The sequence below is a fragment of the Luteibacter sp. 9135 genome (genome assembly GCF_000745005.1).
Classification (GTDB): domain Bacteria; phylum Pseudomonadota; class Gammaproteobacteria; order Xanthomonadales; family Rhodanobacteraceae; genus Luteibacter.
In genome coordinates, this window is record NZ_JQNB01000001.1 from 207,229 (window position 1) to 224,578 (window position 17,350).

Annotated in this window: 18 protein-coding genes; 7 read left to right on the forward strand and 11 right to left on the reverse strand. The window is 66.4% G+C overall.

Features of this window, described 5'->3' with window-relative positions; translation table 11 throughout:
• Positions 1-116: 116 nt before the first annotated feature.
• The 6 genes from FA89_RS00955 to FA89_RS00980 are packed head-to-tail and all read right to left on the reverse strand — an operon-like array spanning position 117 to position 5,851.
• Entirely contained in the window at positions 117-1,364 is a 1,248-nt protein-coding gene (locus tag FA89_RS00955) for an aminotransferase class V-fold PLP-dependent enzyme (protein ID WP_036137273.1), read from the reverse strand.
• An 18-nt stretch (positions 1,365-1,382) separates the two neighbouring features.
• A complete protein-coding gene (gene sufD / locus FA89_RS00960) occupies positions 1,383-2,708 on the reverse strand; it encodes a Fe-S cluster assembly protein SufD (protein WP_051938440.1) in 1,326 nt (441 codons plus the stop codon).
• On the reverse strand, positions 2,705-3,490 hold the full coding sequence (gene sufC / locus FA89_RS00965; protein ID WP_036143389.1) for a Fe-S cluster assembly ATPase SufC: 786 nt from the start codon (positions 3,488-3,490) through the stop codon (positions 2,705-2,707). The genes sufD and sufC overlap by 4 nt, the downstream gene beginning before the upstream one ends.
• A 20-nt stretch (positions 3,491-3,510) precedes the next feature.
• Positions 3,511-3,921, reverse strand: coding sequence for an ACT domain-containing protein (locus FA89_RS00970; protein WP_036137276.1), 411 nt, complete (start codon positions 3,919-3,921; stop codon positions 3,511-3,513).
• A 2-nt stretch (positions 3,922-3,923) separates the two neighbouring features.
• A complete protein-coding gene (gene sufB / locus FA89_RS00975) occupies positions 3,924-5,384 on the reverse strand; it encodes a Fe-S cluster assembly protein SufB (protein WP_036137278.1) in 1,461 nt (486 codons plus the stop codon).
• 14 nt (positions 5,385-5,398) lie between these two features.
• Positions 5,399-5,851, reverse strand: a complete 453-nt coding sequence (locus tag FA89_RS00980) for an SUF system Fe-S cluster assembly regulator (RefSeq protein WP_036137281.1) — start codon at positions 5,849-5,851, stop codon at positions 5,399-5,401.
• A 320-nt stretch (positions 5,852-6,171) separates the two neighbouring features.
• Between FA89_RS00980 and FA89_RS00985 the strand changes: the two genes are divergently transcribed.
• Positions 6,172-6,510 carry a P-II family nitrogen regulator gene (locus FA89_RS00985; protein WP_036137283.1) on the forward strand — a complete coding sequence of 113 codons (339 nt, stop codon included), beginning with the start codon at positions 6,172-6,174 and terminating at the stop codon, positions 6,508-6,510.
• Positions 6,500-7,834 (forward strand): ammonium transporter, encoded by a 1,335-nt coding sequence (locus FA89_RS00990; RefSeq protein WP_051938441.1) that lies wholly within the window; start codon positions 6,500-6,502, stop codon positions 7,832-7,834. The genes FA89_RS00985 and FA89_RS00990 overlap by 11 nt, the downstream gene beginning before the upstream one ends.
• Before the next feature lie 97 nt (positions 7,835-7,931).
• Here FA89_RS00990 and FA89_RS00995 read toward each other — a convergent pair whose 3' ends face one another.
• Entirely contained in the window at positions 7,932-8,156 is a 225-nt protein-coding gene (locus tag FA89_RS00995) for a hypothetical protein (protein ID WP_036137285.1), read from the reverse strand.
• A gap of 270 nt (positions 8,157-8,426) precedes the next feature.
• On the opposite strand from FA89_RS00995, the gene FA89_RS01000 reads away from it, so the two are divergent.
• The 3 genes from FA89_RS01000 (at position 8,427) to FA89_RS01010 (ending at position 11,925) form a co-directional block, all read left to right on the forward strand.
• Positions 8,427-9,476, forward strand: a complete 1,050-nt coding sequence (locus FA89_RS01000) for a bifunctional nicotinamide-nucleotide adenylyltransferase/Nudix hydroxylase (RefSeq protein ID WP_036137286.1) — start codon at positions 8,427-8,429, stop codon at positions 9,474-9,476.
• Between the two features lie 63 nt (positions 9,477-9,539).
• On the forward strand, positions 9,540-10,958 hold the full coding sequence (locus tag FA89_RS01005; protein ID WP_036137287.1) for a nicotinate phosphoribosyltransferase: 1,419 nt from the start codon (positions 9,540-9,542) through the stop codon (positions 10,956-10,958).
• Between the two features lie 10 nt (positions 10,959-10,968).
• Entirely contained in the window at positions 10,969-11,925 is a 957-nt protein-coding gene (locus FA89_RS01010; RefSeq protein ID WP_036137288.1) for an ADP-ribosylglycohydrolase family protein, read from the forward strand.
• A 14-nt stretch (positions 11,926-11,939) separates the two neighbouring features.
• Here the strand turns inward: FA89_RS01010 and FA89_RS01015 are convergent, their stop codons facing one another.
• Positions 11,940-13,217, reverse strand: a complete 1,278-nt coding sequence (locus FA89_RS01015) for a nucleotide sugar dehydrogenase (protein WP_036137290.1) — start codon at positions 13,215-13,217, stop codon at positions 11,940-11,942.
• Between the two features lie 140 nt (positions 13,218-13,357).
• Between FA89_RS01015 and FA89_RS01020 the strand changes: the two genes are divergently transcribed.
• Both FA89_RS01020 and murU read left to right on the forward strand, forming a co-directional pair.
• Positions 13,358-14,371, forward strand: coding sequence for an aminoglycoside phosphotransferase family protein (locus tag FA89_RS01020; RefSeq protein ID WP_036137293.1), 1,014 nt, complete (start codon positions 13,358-13,360; stop codon positions 14,369-14,371).
• Entirely contained in the window at positions 14,368-15,042 is a 675-nt protein-coding gene (gene murU, locus FA89_RS01025; RefSeq protein ID WP_036137298.1) for an N-acetylmuramate alpha-1-phosphate uridylyltransferase MurU, read from the forward strand. The genes FA89_RS01020 and murU overlap by 4 nt, the downstream gene beginning before the upstream one ends.
• Before the next feature lie 14 nt (positions 15,043-15,056).
• Here murU and FA89_RS01030 read toward each other — a convergent pair whose 3' ends face one another.
• The 3 genes from FA89_RS01030 to motA all read right to left on the reverse strand — a co-directional run bounded on the left by FA89_RS01030 (position 15,057) and on the right by motA (position 17,271).
• On the reverse strand, positions 15,057-15,284 hold the full coding sequence (locus FA89_RS01030; protein ID WP_036137300.1) for a hypothetical protein: 228 nt from the start codon (positions 15,282-15,284) through the stop codon (positions 15,057-15,059).
• A gap of 88 nt (positions 15,285-15,372) precedes the next feature.
• Positions 15,373-16,410 (reverse strand): flagellar motor protein MotB, encoded by a 1,038-nt coding sequence (gene motB / locus FA89_RS01035; protein ID WP_081916296.1) that lies wholly within the window; start codon positions 16,408-16,410, stop codon positions 15,373-15,375.
• Positions 16,411-16,416: 6 nt separating this feature from the next.
• A complete protein-coding gene (gene motA, locus FA89_RS01040) occupies positions 16,417-17,271 on the reverse strand; it encodes a flagellar motor stator protein MotA (protein WP_036137303.1) in 855 nt (284 codons plus the stop codon).
• Positions 17,272-17,350: the final 79 nt, after the last annotated feature.

Genomic DNA, 17,350 nt, shown 5'->3' on the forward strand with positions numbered 1-17,350 from the left:
GTTTAACGCCGCGACCGCGCCGCGGAACAATGCGATGTCATTCCTACAACGCGCTAGCTGGCCGAGAACTACTATTTATTCGGTTCTTCTCGATTTACCGGGGAGGAGGCGTCGGGTCAGAGCAGCAGCTTGCGCACCCGCCCGATCGCCTCGATGAAAGCGTCCACCTCGGCCTTCGTGTTATAGAACGCGAACGAAGCCCGTAACGTGGCCGGAACACCGAAGAACTGCATCAGCGGGTGGGCGCAATGGTGGCCCGAGCGTACCGCCACGCCCTGCAGGTCGAGCAGGGTCGCCATGTCGTTGGCGTGGGCGCCCTCGATCAGGAACGAGACGACCGGCTCCTTGTCTTTCGCGCGGCCGAAGATACGCATGCCCGGCACGCTTTCCAGCGCTTGCGTGGCATAGGCCAGCAGGTCCTGTTCGTACGCCCTCACGCGATCGAAGCCGAGGCCCTGGAAGTAATCGATGGCGGCGCTGACACCGGCAAAACCGGCGATGTTCGGGGTGCCGGCTTCGAAACGGTGCGGCGGATCGGCGAACACGGTACCGTCGAAACGTACTTCGCGGATCATCTCGCCACCACCGAACAACGGCGGCATGGCCATGAGGTGCTCCCGCTTCGCCCACAGCGCGCCGGTGCCCGTCGGGGCGAGCATCTTGTGCCCGGTCACCGCGTAGAAATCGCAGCCCAGCGCCTGGACATCGATCGGCCGATGCGGCGCCGCCTGCGAACCGTCGACCAGCAGCGGGACGCCGCGCTTGCGGCACTCGCGGGCAATCTCACGGATCGGGTTGACCGTGCCCAGCACGTTGGAGACATGGGTGACGCAGGCCAGCTTCACCTCGGGGGTGAGCATACGCACGAACGCCTCGAGGATCAGTTCGCCCTCGGCATCGATCGGCGCCGCCTTGACGGTGGCACCGGTGCGCTCGGCCACCAGCTGCCAGGGCACGATATTGGCGTGGTGTTCCATCACCGTGGTGAGGATCGCATCGCCGGGCCGCAGACGCGGCATGGCGTAGCTGTAGGCGACCAGGTTGATCGCCTGCGTGGTGCCGGAGGTGAGGATCACCTCGTCGCGCGAGGGCGCGTTGATGAAGCCGGCCAGCGCGTCGCGCGCGCCTTCGTACGCCGCTGTGGCTTCTTCGCCCAGCGCATGCACGGCGCGTGAGACGTTGGCGTTGCGCTCCCGGTAGTGGCGATCTACCGCTTCGATCACCGACAGCGGCTTCTGCCCGGTGTTGGCGTTGTCGAAATAGATCAGCGGCTTGCCGTGCACGGTGCGCGACAGCAGCGGAAAGTCGGCGCGGATGCGCTCGACGTCCAGCGGGAGGACGACGGATTCGGGCTTGGCGTTCATGGCTGGCTCCGTACTTCGTTAGTCGGCGGACGGCCCGGTCGGCAGGTGCGCGACCAGCAGATCGCCCAGGTGCTCGCGCAGGGCCTCGTTCGGCAGCGATTCCAGCGCCGCACGGCAGAACGCCAGCGTCAGCAGGCTGCGTGCTTGGGCTAGGGGAATGCCGCGTGAGCGCAGGTAGAACAGCGAGCGTTCGTCCAGTTGGCCGATGGTGGCGCCGTGCGCGGCCTTGACCTCGTCGGCGTAGATCTCGAGCTCGGGCTTGGTGTCGATTTCCGCGGAGGCGGAGAGCAGGAGGTTCTTGTTGCTGAGCGACGCATCGCTGCCGTCGGCACCCTCGGCCACCACGATCGCCCCACGGAACACGCCGCGCGAGCGACCGTTGGCGATGCCGCGCCAGAGCGCGTCGGACGTGGTGTCCCGCGCCTCGTGACGCACTTCCAGCTGGGTATCCGTATGCTGCCGGCCGTCCAGCGCGAACACGCCACGCGATTCGAACCGCGCGCGATCGCCGACCAGTTCGGCCGTCAGTTCGTGGCGCACCAGCGCACCGCCGACTTCCAGCGCATGCACGATGGCCGAGGCGTTCGCCTCAAGCCGGACATGGCCACGGCGGAACAACGTGGTGGAGGCCGACGCGTGCTGCAGCAGCACCAGGCCAAGGTGACCGCCGGCGTGCACGACGTGATCGGCGACCACCGTGCCCAGCTGCACACCCTCACCGGCCGACACGTAATGCTCGACCAGATCGACCTGGGCGCCCTCGCCCACCTCGACCCGCATGCGGACATGCCAGGCCGTATCGGGCTGCGCGCCGCTGGACACGTGCACGACGTGTACGGGCGACGCCAACCGGGCACCAGCCGCGACACGGAGCACTACACCGTCGGTTGCCAGCGCCGCGTTCAGCTGCGCGAGCGCGTCGTCCGCATCGTGGCGGAGGCGCCCAGCCAGCGCGAAACGCAGCGGCTCGGCTTCGGTCGCCAGCGCCGCACCCAGGGGCATCAGCGAGACACCCTCGAGCGCACTCCTGGCGGACAGGTCGTCGCGATAAACGCCGTCGACGAAGACCAGACGAGGCCCGTCTACGCCCGGCAACGCGAACAAGGCCGGGGCGAGCGCAACGTTGGTCGCGGTGTCGGCGTCGGCCAGGCCAAAGGCACGCTGTGACAGCGCGCGCAGTGATGTGTACTTCCACGACTCGCTGCGCGCGCCGGGAAGGCCGTGCGCGGCGAACCGCTGCAGGTGGTCGCGTCGTGCGGCATCCAGCCACGCGATACCCGTGGCGGGCACACCGGCCGCGGCATCCAGTGCCGCCCGCACGAACGGGGACGGCGCGCTGGTCATGCCGGCGCCCCGGCGAGATCGACCTTGCGCAGTTCCGGATGCGCCTCGGCGAGCCAGGCATAACCCTGTTCTTCCAGCTTCAACGCCAGGCCCTTGTCGCCACTCTCCACGATGCGGCCACCGGCCAGCACGTGAACGAAATCCGGCTCGATATAGTCGAGCAGGCGCTGGTAGTGCGTCACGACCACGAACGAGCGATCCGGCGAACGCAGCGCGTTGACGCCACCGGCCACCTGCTTCAGTGCGTCGATGTCCAGGCCCGAGTCGGTCTCGTCCAGGATGGCCAGCTTCGGTTCGAGCACGGCCATCTGGAAGATCTCGTTGCGCTTTTTCTCGCCGCCGGAGAAGCCTTCGTTGACCGCGCGATGCAGCAGTTCGTCGGAGATCTGCATCACCTTCAGCTTCTCGCGAACCAGCTTGAGGAAACGCATGGAATCCAGCTCGTCCTCGCCGCGGAAACGGCGTTGCGCGTTGAGGGCCGCGCGCAGGAAATAGGTGTTGTTCACACCGGGAATCTCGACCGGGTACTGGAACGCCAGGAACACGCCGGTGGCGGCACGCTCCTCGGGCTCCAGCGCCAGCAGGTCCACGCCGTTGAACAGCACGGAGCCGGCGGTGACCTCGTAGCCCTCGCGCCCCGCCAGCACGTTGCCGAGCGTGGACTTGCCGGCACCGTTAGGGCCCATGATGGCGTGCACTTCGCCGGGCTTCACCTCGAGCGAAAGGCCTTTGAGGATCTCCTTGCCTTCGACACGGGCATGGAGGTTGTCGATCGTGAGCATGTGCATGACGTGGCTGTCCATCAGGGCGTGAGGTGCGAGAGCGCATCGAGGGCGTCGTCGCGGCGTTCCCAGGGCACGAACAGGTGATCGTGCAGGAACGCGGATACGGGATTGCAGGGAATGCCGCGCTTCGCGAGCGCAGCGGAAACGGCGGCCATCATGCCTACCGCAGTGAGGCTGGATTGCACGCGCAGGGTGATGCGCGCCCAGAGCATGCGCTCGCCGGCGGCGTCCGCGCTGGGATCCACATCGACGATCAGCGTGGTGCCTTCCGCCTCACGGAACATCATCAGCGCATCGGCCATGCGCTCGCGCGCCTTCTCGTGGGAGACGTGCAGGAAACGCTTCGGCACGGGGTCCATGGCAGGCTCCAGCGCCGCGAGAAGCGCGCGCAGGTCGGTCAGGCCCGGGGCGGAACCGGCGATACCCATCGTCAGCCCACCGCGCCTTCGAGGGAGACCTCGAGCAGCTTTTTTGCCTCGACCGCGAACTCCATCGGCAGCTCGCGGAACACCTGCTTGCAGAAACCGTCGACGATCATCGACACGGCGTCTTCCTCGCCGATACCGCGAGAGAGGCAGTAGAACAGCTGGTCGTCCGAAATCTTGGACGTGGTGGCCTCGTGCTCGACGATGGCCGAGGGGTTCTTCACTTCCATATACGGGAAGGTGTGCGCGCCGCACTTCTTGCCGATCAGCAGCGAGTCGCACTGCGTGTAGTTGCGCGCGCCCTCGGCACCCTTCTCGATCTTCACCAGGCCGCGGTAGCTGTTGGAACTGCGGCCGGCACTGATGCCCTTGGCGACGATCTTCGACTTTGTGCCCTTGCCGATATGGATCATCTTGGTGCCCGTATCGGCCTGCTGGCGATGGTGCGTCAGCGCCACCGAGTAGAACTCGCCGACGGAGCGATCGCCACGCAGCACGCAGCTAGGATACTTCCAGGTGATCGCCGAACCGGTCTCGACCTGGGTCCAGGAGATCTTGGAATCCGCACCGCGACAATCGCCGCGCTTGGTCACGAAGTTGTAGATGCCGCCCACGCCGTTCTCGTCGCCGGGGTACCAGTTCTGCACGGTGGAATACTTGATCTGCGCGCGCTCGAGCGCCACCAGTTCCACCACGGCCGCGTGCAGCTGGTTCTCGTCGCGCATGGGCGCGGTGCAGCCTTCGAGGTAGGACACATAGGCGTCGTCCTCGACGACGATCAGTGTGCGCTCGAACTGCCCGGTGTTGATCGCGTTGATTCGGAAGTAGGTCGACAGTTCCATCGGGCAGCGCACGCCCCGCGGAATGAACACGAAGCTGCCGTCCGAAAACACGGCGGAATTGAGCGCCGCGAAGTAGTTGTCGCCCGTGGGCACCACGCTGCCCAGGTACTGGCGAACCAGGTCGCCGTGCTCGCGGATGGCTTCGGACATGGAGCAGAAGATGACGCCTGCCTCGGCCAGTTCCTTGCGGAACGTCGTGCCGACGGACACCGAGTCGAACACCGCGTCCACCGCCACACCGGCCAGCCGGGCGCGCTCGTGCAGCGGTACGCCCAGTTTCTCGTAGGTTTCCAGCAGCTTCGGGTCCACCTCGTCGAGCGACTTCGGGCCGGCCTTGGGCGCCGAGTAGTAGCTGACCGACTGGTAGTCGATCGGTGCGATGTCCAGCTTGGCCCAGTCCGGCGCGGGCATGGTCAGCCAGTGGCGATAGGCTTCCAGGCGCCACTGGGTCATCCATTCCGGCTCGCCCTTGATGGCGGACAGCTGGCGGACGATGTCCTCGCTGAGGCCGGGCGGAAGGCTGTCCGATTCGATATCGGTGACGAAACCCGCCTCGTAGCGGCGGTTGAGCGCTTCCACCACTTCAGCGTTGTCGTGCACCGGCGCTGCCACGTCGCGTGTCATGTTCTCACTCTCATTCATGCGTTTGCCTGCGCGACCGTGGTCGCGTCCTTTGCCGACGCCGCGGGGCGATCGGCCAGCATCTGTGCGAGGGTCATGGCGCGAAGCACGCTGCCGATGGCCCCGGATACCGAGCGCCAGCTTTCGCTGACCCCGCATTGCGACTGGCGCTCGCACTGACCCTGCGCCACGCTGCATTCGGTCATGCCGATGGCGCCCTCGATGGCCTCGACGATGTCGGCCAGGCTGATGGCCTCGGCCGGACGCGCCAGCCGATAGCCCCCATTGACGCCGCGGAACGACTCCACCAGGCCGGCATGGCCCAGCAGTTTCAGCACCTTCGACACCGTGGGCAATTCCAGGCGCGCTTCCTCGGCGATCTGGGCGGTGCTCAGAACGTCGGCGGGGTGGACGGCGATGCAGGTCATCACCACCGTCGCATAGTCGGTCAATCGGCTGACACGAAGCATGGGGAAAGGGACACAGTCAATACCGGACCAAAATGGTACTGTATTGAGCCTTCTTGTGCAATGCGAGAGGGTCGCCAGCCCCCAGCGACAGGTGCCGGCGGCGAGATACCGCAACGCCGGTCCCGTCCGCCTCCATCCGCGCCGACGCCTCACGAAAGCACCATATACGGGCTTTCATTGCACCTTATAGGTGCGATACACCATGAATCTCGTTTAGCGCCCCTCCGGACGCTTTGGGCGCCAACGCTTTCGCCCCTTGCGCCACATGGCATGCATCGTGCACCCAGTTTCCTCAGACAAACCACGGGAAGCCGCGACGCATGAAGTGGATCAACGCGATCATCAAGCCGTTCACGCTGGACGACGTACGCGAGGCGCTCGCCGAGGTCGGCGTCCAGGGCATGACCGTCACCGAGGTGAAAGGCTTCGGCCGCCAGCACGGGCATACGGAGCTCTACCGTGGCGCCGAGTACGTGGTGGACTTCCTGCCCAAGCTGAAGATCGAGATCGCCGTGACCGACGAGCAGCTCGAGCGGGCCGTCGAGGCGATCACCACCGCGGCCCGCACCGGCAAGATCGGCGACGGCAAGATCTTCGTCATCGACCTTGAGCAGGCCATCCGTATCCGCACGCAGGAGGTCGACGGCGATGCACTCTAAACCCACCCGCACGCTGGTCGCGACCCTGGCCGCCACCCTCGCCCCGGGACTCGCTTTCGCCCAGGCTACCGCCGCGCCCGCCCGACTGGATTCCGGCGATACGGCGTGGATGCTCACCGCCACGATGCTGGTGCTGTTGATGACCATACCGGGCCTGGCGCTGTTCTACGGCGGCATGGTGCGCGCCAAGAACCTCCTGTCCGTCCTCATGCAGTGCTTCGCCATCACGGCGGTGGTCACGGTGCTGTGGGTGGTCTATGGCTACTCCGTCGCCTTCGACAACACGGGCATGGTGGCGGGCACCACCAACCTGCACTCGTTCGTCGGCGGGCTGGGCCGCGCCATGCTGGCGGGACTCAAGCCGGACAGTCTCTACCTCACGATCCCGGAAGGCGTGTTCGTGATGTTCCAGATGACCTTCGCGATCATCACACCTGCGCTCATCATCGGCGCCATCGCGGAGCGCATGAAGTTCTCCGCGCTGCTCGTGTTCACCGGGCTCTGGTTCACCTTTGTCTACCTGCCTGTCGCACACATGGTCTGGGGCGGACCGGGCTCGTTCCTTGGCGACCTGGGCGTGCTCGACTTCGCCGGCGGCACGGTGGTCCACATCAACGCGGGTATCGCCGGCCTGGTCGGCTGCCTGGTGATCGGCAAACGTCGCGGTTACCCCACGACACCCATGCCGCCGCACAACCTCGGCTATACGCTGGTGGGCGCGAGCATGCTGTGGCTGGGCTGGTTCGGATTCAACGCCGGCTCGGCCGTCGCGGCCAACGGCAGCGCCGGCATGGCCATGCTGGTCACGCAGATCGCCACCGCGGCGGCGGCCATCGGCTGGACGGCGATCGAGTGGCTGACCCATCGCCGGCCGAGCGTCCTCGGCATCGCCTCCGGCGCCGTGGCCGGCCTGGTCGCGATCACGCCGGCAGCCGGCACATGCGGCCCGGGGGGCGCGCTGGTACTCGGCCTGGTGGCAGGCGTGGTCTGCTTCTTCTGCGCGACGAAGCTGAAGCGTCGCTTCGGTTACGACGACTCACTGGACGTCTTCGGTGTGCACGCGGTAGCCGGCATCATCGGCGCCCTGCTGACCGGCCCGCTGGCATCTTCCACGCTCGGTGGCTTCGGCACCGTCACCAATCTGCTCGGCCAGTTGTGGATCCAGGGCAAGGGCGTCGGCTTCACGGTCGTCTACAGCGCCGTACTGAGCTACGTCATCTTCAAGGGCATCGACGTGACGATGGGGCTGCGTGTCGACGAGGAACAGGAGCAGGTCGGCCTGGATATCGCGTTGCACGAAGAACGCGGCTACAACCTGTCCTGACCGGGCGAATGCCCACTGCACGGAACGGCCACTGCAAACGAAGAAACCCGGCCATGGCGCGCCGGGTTTGCTTCTTCGGTGATCGGCGCTTACCCGATCAGCGATTCACCCAATGGCACTGCTTGTTGCTGTGGTAATGCCCGTGGTGATCGCGCACGCGCACCTGCTTGCACACCTGGTGACGATGATGGACCGGATGGTGCGGCGGGCGGTGGTCGTCGGCGTTGGCGGCCAGCGGCGCCACGAGGGCGGCGCCGAGAACGAGAAAGCCGAGGAGGCGCGAACGCGATCGGGCGGAGCGGTCGGCGGTTGGGGACGTCATGCTGATCTCTCCTGAAGGGAGGCTCAACTTCGCTGTTGCGTGGCGCATAGTCAATGCGGAAAACGCCAGCACGCGGGTCGGGATTCAGCAAGGTGCACCCGGGGCGAAGGAACGTAATTTCTTTCGCCTGACCGACATCCTTGTCCGGCTGGTCGCATCCGGCGATGCCCGTCGTTTTTCGACACCCATTGACCGGCGCGGTCGGCGGGGTAGGATAGGCACCACTTCCCGGGAAAGACCCGGGACCGCCATCAACCGTGAGGGATTCTCATGGCATTCGATTACCTGGTCTTCATCGGCCGGTTCGAGCCTTTCCACAACGGCCATGCGGCCGTCGCCCGGCACGCGCTGGGCCAGGCGAAGAAGCTCGTCTTCCTGGTCGGTTCCGCCGACGCCCCCCGCACCACCCGCAATCCGTGGACGGTCGCCGAGCGTGCGGTGATGATCCACGCCGCGCTCGACGACGCGACCGACCGCCTGCTGGTGCGCCCGCTGCGCGATCACCTCTACAACGAAGCGCAGTGGATCGCCGCCGTGCAGCGCGCGGTACAGGAGGCGATCAGAGCCGACGGCGGCGCCAGCGATGCGCGGGTCGGCATCATCGGCCAGGAAAAGGACGCCAGCAGTTACTACCTGCAGGAATTCCCGCAGTGGCCACTGGTGAGCGTGCGCCATACCGAGACATTGTCTGCCACGGAGCTGCGCCGGTACCTGTTCGAAGCGGCCGCGGAAGACGGTCGCGGTGCCTTGCGCATGCTGCAGGCCAACCTCCCCGCCGGCGTGTTCGACATGCTGGAGGCCTTTCGCCGGAACGGCTCCACGTACATGTCGCTGGTCTCCGAGTACCGCTTCATAGAGTCGTATCGGGAAGCCTGGGCCAGTGCGCCCTACCCGCCCACCTTCGTCACCGCCGATGCCGTGGTCGTGCACTCGGGCCATGTGCTTCTTGTGCGTCGCCGTGCCGAGCCCGGCAAGGGGCTCTGGGCCCTGCCCGGCGGTTTCGTCAGGCAGGACGAAACGGTGCTTGCCGCCTGCCTGCGCGAACTGAAAGAGGAAACCCGGCTGAAACTGCCGGTGCCCGTGCTACGTGGCTCGCTCAGCAATCGGCACGTGTTCGACCACCCGGATCGATCGCAACGCGGCCGCACGATCACGCACGCGTTCCACTTCGATTTCCCAGTCGGTGAACTCCCCGCGGTCAAGGGCGGCGACGACGCGGAGAAAGCGCGGTGGTTTCCGGTCAGCGAAGCGCTCGACATGGGACCACAGCTGTTCGAAGACCACCTCTCCATCCTCGAATTCTTCCTCGGGCGCGGTTGATCGCGCCCGCTCCGGCCGGCCGATAGACCGCCGGCCCCGTCCCGACGCGAAGGAGCTTCCGTCATGCACTACCTCGACAACCTGATCCTCAATACCGACAGCTACAAGGCCAGCCACTGGCTGCAGTACCCCCCAGGCACCGACGCGACCTTTTTCTACGTGGAGTCGCGCGGCGGCAGTTACGACCGCACGGTCTTCTTCGGCCTGCAGGCGATCCTCAAAGGGAACCTGGAAAAGCCGGTCACCCATGCCGACGTGGACGAAGCGCGCGACTTCTACGCCGCCCACGGCGAACCGTTCAACGAGACGGGCTGGCGTTACATCGTCGACGCACACGCCGGACGGCTGCCGCTGCGCGTGCGTGCCGTGGCCGAGGGCAGCGTGGTGCCGACCCATCAGGTTCTGGTCACGATCGAATCGACCGACCCGCAGGCGTTCTGGCTGCCGAGCTATATGGAAACGTTGCTGCTGAGACTGTGGTACCCGGTGACGGTCGCCACGATCAGCTGGCAGGTCAAGCAGGTGATCCGCGGTTTCCTCGAGACGACCAGCGACGATGTGGACGCGCAGCTGCCGTTCAAGCTGCACGACTTCGGCGCCCGCGGCGTGTCCAGCAGCGAGTCCGCGGCTATCGGCGGCATGGCGCACCTGGTCAATTTCCGCGGGACCGACACCGTGCAGGGCGTACTGGCGGCGAAGCGTTTCTACGCCGAACCGATGGCCGGCTTTTCGATACCCGCCGCCGAGCACAGCACGATCACCAGCTGGGGGCGCGAGCACGAGGTCGGTGCCTACCGCAACATGCTGGCCCGGTTCGCCCGGCCGGGCAGCCTGGTCGCCGTCGTCTCCGATAGCTACGACATTTACCGCGCAATCCGCGAGCACTGGGGCACGACGCTGCGCGAGGACGTGATCCGCTCGGGCGCGACGCTGGTCATCCGCCCCGACTCGGGCGAGCCGGTCGAGGTGGTGCACCGCTGCCTCGACCTGCTCGACGAGGCCTTCGGCAGCACGCGCAACGGCAAAGGTTACAAGGTGCTCAACCACGTGCGGCTGATGCAGGGCGACGGGGTCAATCCGCAGAGTATCCAGGCGATCCTGTTCGACATCACCCAGGCCGGCTACGCCGCCGACAACATCGCCTTCGGCATGGGCGGCGCCTTGCTGCAGCGACTGGACCGCGACACGCAGAAGTTCGCGCTGAAGTGCTCGGCGGCACGCATCGACGGCCGCTGGGTGGACGTCTACAAGCAACCGGCGACCGATGCCGGCAAGACATCGCAGCGCGGTCGCCTCACGCTCATCCGCCATGGTGAATACGGCACCTACAAGACGGTCGCCGTGCCCGCGGAGGTGACGCGCATCGACGACATGGCGCTGGACGCCGGCTGGGCGCACGCCATGCGCACGGTGTGGGAAGACGGCCGGCTGGTCGGCGAGCAGACCTTTGCCGATATCCGCGCACGCAGCGAACAAGCCTGAGGGAGCGATCATGATCCGTGAGGAACGCGACACACGCCGCGATCGCCTGGCCGGCGGACTGCAGGGCCTGCTGATCGGCGATGCGCTGGGTGTGCCCTACGAATTCCACGACGCGGTCGACCTGCCGCCGCGCGAGGCGATCGACTTCGATCCGCCGCCGTCGTTCACCCGCGCGCACCCGTCGGTGCCGCCGGGCACATGGTCGGACGACGGTGCGCAGGCGCTATGCCTGCTCGCGTCGCTCCTCGCCCAGGGCGGCCTGGACCTTGGCGATTTCTCCCGGCGCCTGCTCAACTGGCACGATTGGGGTTACCTGGCCGTCGACGGCCAGGTGTTCGACGTCGGTGTCCAGACGGCGCGTGCCCTGGCGTCGTTGCGCGCCGGCGTCGCACCCGACCGGGCTGGTCCCGCAGGCGACCGTGACAACGGTAACGGGGCGCTCATGCGCGTCCTGCCGCTGGCGTTGTGGCACCGTGGCGACGATGCGTACCTGGTGGCGATGGCGGCACGGCAATCGCTACCCACGCACGGCCACGTCCGCTCGGCGATCGCGTGCGCCATGCTGTGCCTGTGGGCGCGTGCGGAACTGCACGGTGACGCGCAGCCATGGGCGCATGCGGAACACGTGCTGCGTTCGCTCGCCCCTGACGCCGGCTTTCCGCCGGACGAGGTCGATCGCGTCCTCGACCCTGCGCAACGCGACCGCGCCGGCGGCACCGGCTACGTCATCGACAGCCTGTGGTCCGCGCGCGTGGCGGTCGAGACGACGTCCAGTTATGCCGACTGCGTACGCGCGGCCATCGGCTTCGGGCAGGATACTGACACGACGGCGGCGATCGCCGGCGGCATGGCCGGCGTCCGTCATGGCCTGACCGGCATTCCGCCGGACTGGCGCGAACAGTTGCGCGGAAAGGACCTCTTCGCCGATATACAGGCTGCGCTGCTCGAACACGCGGGCGCCGGCTGACCGGCGCCCGCTGTTCAGAGCCGCCCGTCGACACTGTCCTGCGGCAGTACCGACTTCACGTCGTAGACGACCGCGCCCGGCTTGCCGAAGGCGCGGATCTTCCCGGGACCGAAAGCACGGAATTCATCGTGCGCGACGGCGACGATGATCGCGTCGTAGACGCCGTCCTCGATCGCGCCGATGGTACGTACATCGTATTCGCGCAAGCATTCCTCGTCGTCCACCCAGGGATCGTAGACGTCGACGCGCGCCATCGACTGCTTCAGCTCGCGTACGATATCGATCACGCGCGTGTTGCGCAGGTCGGGGCAGTTCTCCTTGAAGGCGAAGCCCAGCACCAGCACGCGCGCGTCGACGATGTGCAGGCGGCGTTCGCTCATCAGCCGGATCACCCGATCGGCCACGTACGTACCCATGCGGCTGTTGATGCGCCGGGCGGCCAGGATCAGCTCCGGGTGGTAGCCGGTCACTTCGGCCTTGTGCGTGAGGTAGTACGGATCCACGCCGATGCAATGACCGCCGACCAGGCCGGGACGGAACGGCAGGAAGTTCCACTTCGTGCCGGCGGCGTCCAGCACCTCGCCCGTGTCGATGCCCAGTCGGTTGAAGATCAGTGCCAGCTCGTTGACCAGCGCGATGTTGACGTCGCGCTGCACGTTCTCGATCACCTTGGCGGCCTCGGCGATGCGCACCGACGAGGTCTTGTGCGTGCCGGCACGGATGATGGTGCGGTAAAGCGCGTCGACGCGGTCGGCCGCCTCCGGCGTGGAGCCGGAAGTGAGCTTGCGGATGTCCACGACGCGGCGCGTGTGGTCGCCTGGATTGATCCGTTCCGGACTGTAGCCGCAATGGAAATCCACGTTGAACACGAGGCCGGAGCCGGCTTCGAGGAGCGGCACGCAGATCTCTTCGGTGGTGCCCGGATACACCGTGGACTCAAAGATCACCAGGTCGCCCTGCGACAACAGGCCACCCAGCATGCGACACGCTTTCTCCAGCGGCGCAAGGTCCGGTCGCTGCGCCTCATCGATCGGCGTGGGCACGGTCACGATATAGACGTTACGGTCGGCCAGATCGGCCACCTCGCCGGTGTAACGTAACTGCGCGGCAGCGGTCAGCGCATCGCCGGTCACCTCCCGCGTGTGGTCGTGGCCTGCGCGCAATTCGGCGAGGCGGGCGGGGGCGATGTCGAAGCCGAGGGTATCGAAGTGGCGGCCGAACTCCACCGCCAGCGGCAGTCCGACGTAGCCGAGACCGATGATGCCGATCCGCGGATCAGGGATGAGAGCCATGGTGCGCCCGGGTTTCCAAAGAAACGAAGCGTACACGGCGCAGCGACGGCTTAATACCACTTGTCGACCAAACCGTGGCGCCATGACACGCCTGCGCAAAGCCTTTAAGCTCATTGCACGACCGCCTGCACAGATCTTCCATGACCGCTACCGACGACCGTTCCGTCGCCCGCCTCGCGTGGGCGCGCCACGCTACCGGGCAAGCCTCGCTCACCCTCGAGCCGGCCTCCGCGGATGCCAGCTTCCGCAGCTACTGGCGCGGCCATGTCGACGGACAACCCGTGATCGTCATGGATTCCCCGCCCGCCCAGGAAGACCCGGCGCCGTGGGTGGCCATCGGCCAGCGCCTCGCCGCCGCCGGCCTGCACGTGCCGACGGTGATGGTGGCCGACCTGGCCCAGGGCTTCCTGCTGATCGAGGACCTGGGCACACGCACCTACCTGCCGGAGCTGTCCGACACCACGGTGGATGCCCTCTATGGCGACGCGCTGGATACCCTGCTGCGCATGCAGTCGCGCGTGGATACGTCCGGCCTGCCCGCGTTCGATCACACGTGGCAGACCATGGAAATGGAGATCATGCCGACCTGGCTGCTGGAACGGCACCTGGGCGTGACCCTGGACTGCGCCGACTGGGAGATCGTGGAGCAGGCTTTCACCGTGATCCTGCGTACGCTGGCCGAGCAGCCGCGCGCCTTCATGCACCGCGATTACCATAGCCGCAACCTTCTGGTCACCGCGGAACGCTCGCCGGGCGTCATCGATTTCCAGGGTGCGATGTCCGGGCCGATCACCTACGACCTGGCCTCGTTGCTGCGCGATGCGTACATCGTCTGGGACAACGAGCGGGTGGAGGGCTGGGTGGAGGCCTACCGCCTTCGATTACTGGATGCGCGCCTGCTCGATGACACTGTCGATGCCGATCGCTTCCGCCGCTGGTTCGACCTGGCCGGCCTGCAGCGACACATCAAGATCCTGGGGCTGTTCTGCCGCCTCTGCTATCGCGACGGCAAGCCGGGCTACCTGCACGACCTGCCCCGCGTATGGCGCTACGTGCTCGACACAGCACGGCGCCACGCGGACATGGCGCCCCTGGCCGACCTGATCGAGGCACGCATCGGCGAGCGCGACCTGACCCGGGCACGCCAGCCGTGAGGCACGCGCTGATCCTCGCCGCCGGCCGCGGCGAACGCATGCGTCCGCTGACCGACCATACGCCCAAGCCACTGCTGGATGTCCACGGCAAGCCGCTGATCGTGCATCACATGGAGAAGCTGGCCGCCGCCGACGTGCGCTACGTCGTCATCAACACGTCGCACCTGGCGGACCGATTTCCCGAGACGCTGGGCGACGGCTCGCGCTGGGGCATACGCATCCGCTATTCCTACGAAGGGCCGACACCGCTCGAAACCGGCGGTGGCATGCTCAACGCGCTGCCGCTGCTGGGGCCGGAGCCCTTTATCGTGGTCAGCGCGGATATCTGGAGCGACATCGACTACGCCGCACTGCCCCGCGATCCGCAGGGACTCGCACACCTGGTGATGGTGCCCAATCCCGACTTCCATCCGGCGGGCGACTTCGCCCTGGCGGACGGCATGCTCTACGACGACGGTGATGCACCGGCGGGTGCCGAGCGCCTCACCTTCGGCAACGTGGGTGTGTACCGGCGCGACCTGGTGGCCGACGAGGCGCCGGGCGCGTTCAAGCTGTTGCCGATGTACCGGCGGGCCATGACACAAGGGCGCCTGCACGGCGAGAAGTTTGAAGGCTTCTGGCGCAACGTGGGCACGCCTGCGCAACTGGATGAACTTCGCGCGGCGCGATAGACGCAGGCGCTGCTTTACTGCACGGTCACCGTGCTCAGTTCACGCAGACGTTCGTGCCCCATGGCGAAGGCCTGGTTGAACGCACTGGTGATGTCGTTGAAATCGTGCGTGCCCGTATTGGCTTCGATCTCTTCGCCAACGTGATCCAGTATGCGGTAACTTGCGCGATACACCTGCTCGCCATCGACACCGCTGTGCTTTACCGCCTTGGCGACCACTCTGAACTTGTTCTGGTTTTCCATTGCCACTCCTCCCCCTGGTGCATGACCGATACTGACCGGGGAAGATGACCGTTGCAAGTGACTTTGGCATCGCCACGATGGCGCCGTGTCAACTGCGCGGAGAAGCGTCCACGGCAACGTTGTGGGTGTTGCCGGCGACGGCGGCGGGTGCCTCCGCGGCAGGTGCGACGGCGCCTGCGGCATGCCCCGCATGCTGCACCTCGGCTGGATGCAGCGTCGGCACCGGCGGCAGCGTCGCCGGATCGGTGCTGGCAACATCCGCCGAGAGCGCGGCCTGGGCCGCTTCATGGGTCATCACCACGATGCTGATGCGGCGGTTGATCGGTGCGGACGGATCGCTCTTGTCGAACGGCACCGACGCCGCAAGGCCCACCACACGCGCCACCTTGTCAGGCTGCATGCCACCGTCGGTCAGCGTGCGGCGCGCAGCGTTGGCACGATCCGCCGAGAGCTCCCAGTTGCCGTACGCGCTGTCGGCACGGATATAGGGTGCGTTGTCGGTGTGGCCGGAAATGCTGATCTGGTTCGGCACCTGGTTCACGAAGCCGGCTAGTTCGTGCAGGATCTGCACGGTGTAAGGCTTGAGCGCGCCGCTGCCGGTGTCGAACATCGGACGGTTCTGCTTGTCGACGATCTGGATGCGCAGGCCTTCGGAGGTGATGTCCAGCAGCAACTGGTCCTTGTAGGGCGCCATGGCCTGGCTCTTGGCGATAGCCTCCTGCAGGTCCTTCATCAGCTGCTCCAGGCGGCGTTTTTCCTGCGCTTTGGCCTGTTTATCCTGTTCCGCCGCCGACGACGGCTTGGCGAAGGCCTGCTGGTCGCCCGGGCCCTTGGGCAGGTCCATCGCGCCGCCGAGCTTGATCATGCTGGTGCTGGCGCCACCCGGGCCCATCTTGCCCGACGGCGCCATGGTCGACTGGCCCGGCGTCAGGCTGGGGTTCTTGAAGTACTCGGAAACGGCGGCGCGCTGCTGCTTCGTGCCCGCGCCGACCAGCCACATCACGAGGAAGAAGGCCATCATCGCGGTCACGAAGTCCGCATAGGCGACTTTCCACGCGCCACCATGGTGACCATGGCCGGCCGCCTTTTTCTTGCGGACGATGATGACCTGCTTCAGCTCGCTCATCGACGGTTACCGCGCGGCCTTCAGGTGGGCTTCGAGATCCTGGAAGGTGGGACGCGTGCCGGACTGCAGGGACTTGCGCGCGAACTCCACCGAGACCATGGGGTTGTAGCCGCGCAGGTTGGCCAGCAGCGCCACCTTGACGCACTCGAAGGCCTTGCCGTCGGTGTTGACGCGCGCTTCCATCGCGGCGGCCAGCGGGCCGATGAAGCCGTAGCAGAGCAGGATGCCGAGGAAGGTACCAACCAGCGCGCCGGCGATGTGCTCGCCGATGACCGCGGCTTCGCCGTCGATGGATTTCATCGTGATGACGATGCCCAGCACGGCGGCCACGATGCCGAAACCCGGCAGGGCATCGGCCATCTTCTGCACGGCGTGCGCCGGCGCGGCGGCCTCGTGATGATGGGTTTCCAGCTCGACGTCGAGCAGTTGCTCGAGTTCGTGCGGATCCATGCTGCCGCCCACGATGAGGCGCAGGCAGTCGGTGATGAAATCGATCAGGTGGTGCTCGGCTACCAGGCGCGGATAGGCCGAGAACAGCGAACTGTTGGCCGGATCCTCGATGTGCGACTCCATGCCGAGCTGACCTTCCTTGCGCATCTTGATGAAGATGTCGTACAGCAGCGACAGCAGGTCGACGTAATCCTGCTTGCGGTACTTCGGGCCCTTGAGCAACGCCACGGCGTCGCTCGCCGACGCCTTGACGATGTCGAGTGAATTGGCACTGATGAACGCCCCGATGGCGCCACCGAAGATGATGAGCAACTCGTAAGGTTGCCAGAGGGCGCCGATGGACCCGTGTGAAAGAACGTAGCCGCCCAGTACGGAGACGAGGACGACAATGGACCCGATGATGACCAGCATGACTTGCTTCCTCCTAACCCTTTGCGTATCGGCAGACCGGGCCGTGAGTTGAGTCGTTTCGTCAGCGCCGGGTCAGGGT

What these genes read in the sequence shown, in the direction of transcription:
- FA89_RS00980 (WP_036137281.1), bottom strand. Translation starts at nt 5,851, where the DNA reads ATGCTTCGTGTCAGCCGATTGACCGACTATGCGACGGTGGTGATGACC.
- motB (WP_081916296.1), bottom strand. Translation starts at nt 16,410, where the DNA reads ATGAGCGAGCTGAAGCAGGTCATCATCGTCCGCAAGAAAAAGGCGGCC.
- FA89_RS00985 (WP_036137283.1), top strand. Translation starts at nt 6,172, where the DNA reads ATGAAGTGGATCAACGCGATCATCAAGCCGTTCACGCTGGACGACGTA.
- FA89_RS01020 (WP_036137293.1), top strand. Translation starts at nt 13,358, where the DNA reads ATGACCGCTACCGACGACCGTTCCGTCGCCCGCCTCGCGTGGGCGCGC.
- sufB (WP_036137278.1), bottom strand. Translation starts at nt 5,384, where the DNA reads ATGACACGCGACGTGGCAGCGCCGGTGCACGACAACGCTGAAGTGGTG.
- FA89_RS01005 (WP_036137287.1), top strand. Translation starts at nt 9,540, where the DNA reads ATGCACTACCTCGACAACCTGATCCTCAATACCGACAGCTACAAGGCC.
- motA (WP_036137303.1), bottom strand. Translation starts at nt 17,271, where the DNA reads ATGCTGGTCATCATCGGGTCCATTGTCGTCCTCGTCTCCGTACTGGGC.
- FA89_RS01030 (WP_036137300.1), bottom strand. Translation starts at nt 15,284, where the DNA reads ATGGAAAACCAGAACAAGTTCAGAGTGGTCGCCAAGGCGGTAAAGCAC.
- sufC (WP_036143389.1), bottom strand. Translation starts at nt 3,490, where the DNA reads ATGCTCACGATCGACAACCTCCATGCCCGTGTCGAAGGCAAGGAGATC.
- FA89_RS00970 (WP_036137276.1), bottom strand. Translation starts at nt 3,921, where the DNA reads ATGGGTATCGCCGGTTCCGCCCCGGGCCTGACCGACCTGCGCGCGCTT.
- FA89_RS01015 (WP_036137290.1), bottom strand. Translation starts at nt 13,217, where the DNA reads ATGGCTCTCATCCCTGATCCGCGGATCGGCATCATCGGTCTCGGCTAC.
- FA89_RS01010 (WP_036137288.1), top strand. Translation starts at nt 10,969, where the DNA reads ATGATCCGTGAGGAACGCGACACACGCCGCGATCGCCTGGCCGGCGGA.
- sufD (WP_051938440.1), bottom strand. Translation starts at nt 2,708, where the DNA reads ATGACCAGCGCGCCGTCCCCGTTCGTGCGGGCGGCACTGGATGCCGCG.
- FA89_RS00990 (WP_051938441.1), top strand. Translation starts at nt 6,500, where the DNA reads ATGCACTCTAAACCCACCCGCACGCTGGTCGCGACCCTGGCCGCCACC.
- FA89_RS01000 (WP_036137286.1), top strand. Translation starts at nt 8,427, where the DNA reads ATGGCATTCGATTACCTGGTCTTCATCGGCCGGTTCGAGCCTTTCCAC.
- FA89_RS00955 (WP_036137273.1), bottom strand. Translation starts at nt 1,364, where the DNA reads ATGAACGCCAAGCCCGAATCCGTCGTCCTCCCGCTGGACGTCGAGCGC.
- FA89_RS00995 (WP_036137285.1), bottom strand. Translation starts at nt 8,156, where the DNA reads ATGACGTCCCCAACCGCCGACCGCTCCGCCCGATCGCGTTCGCGCCTC.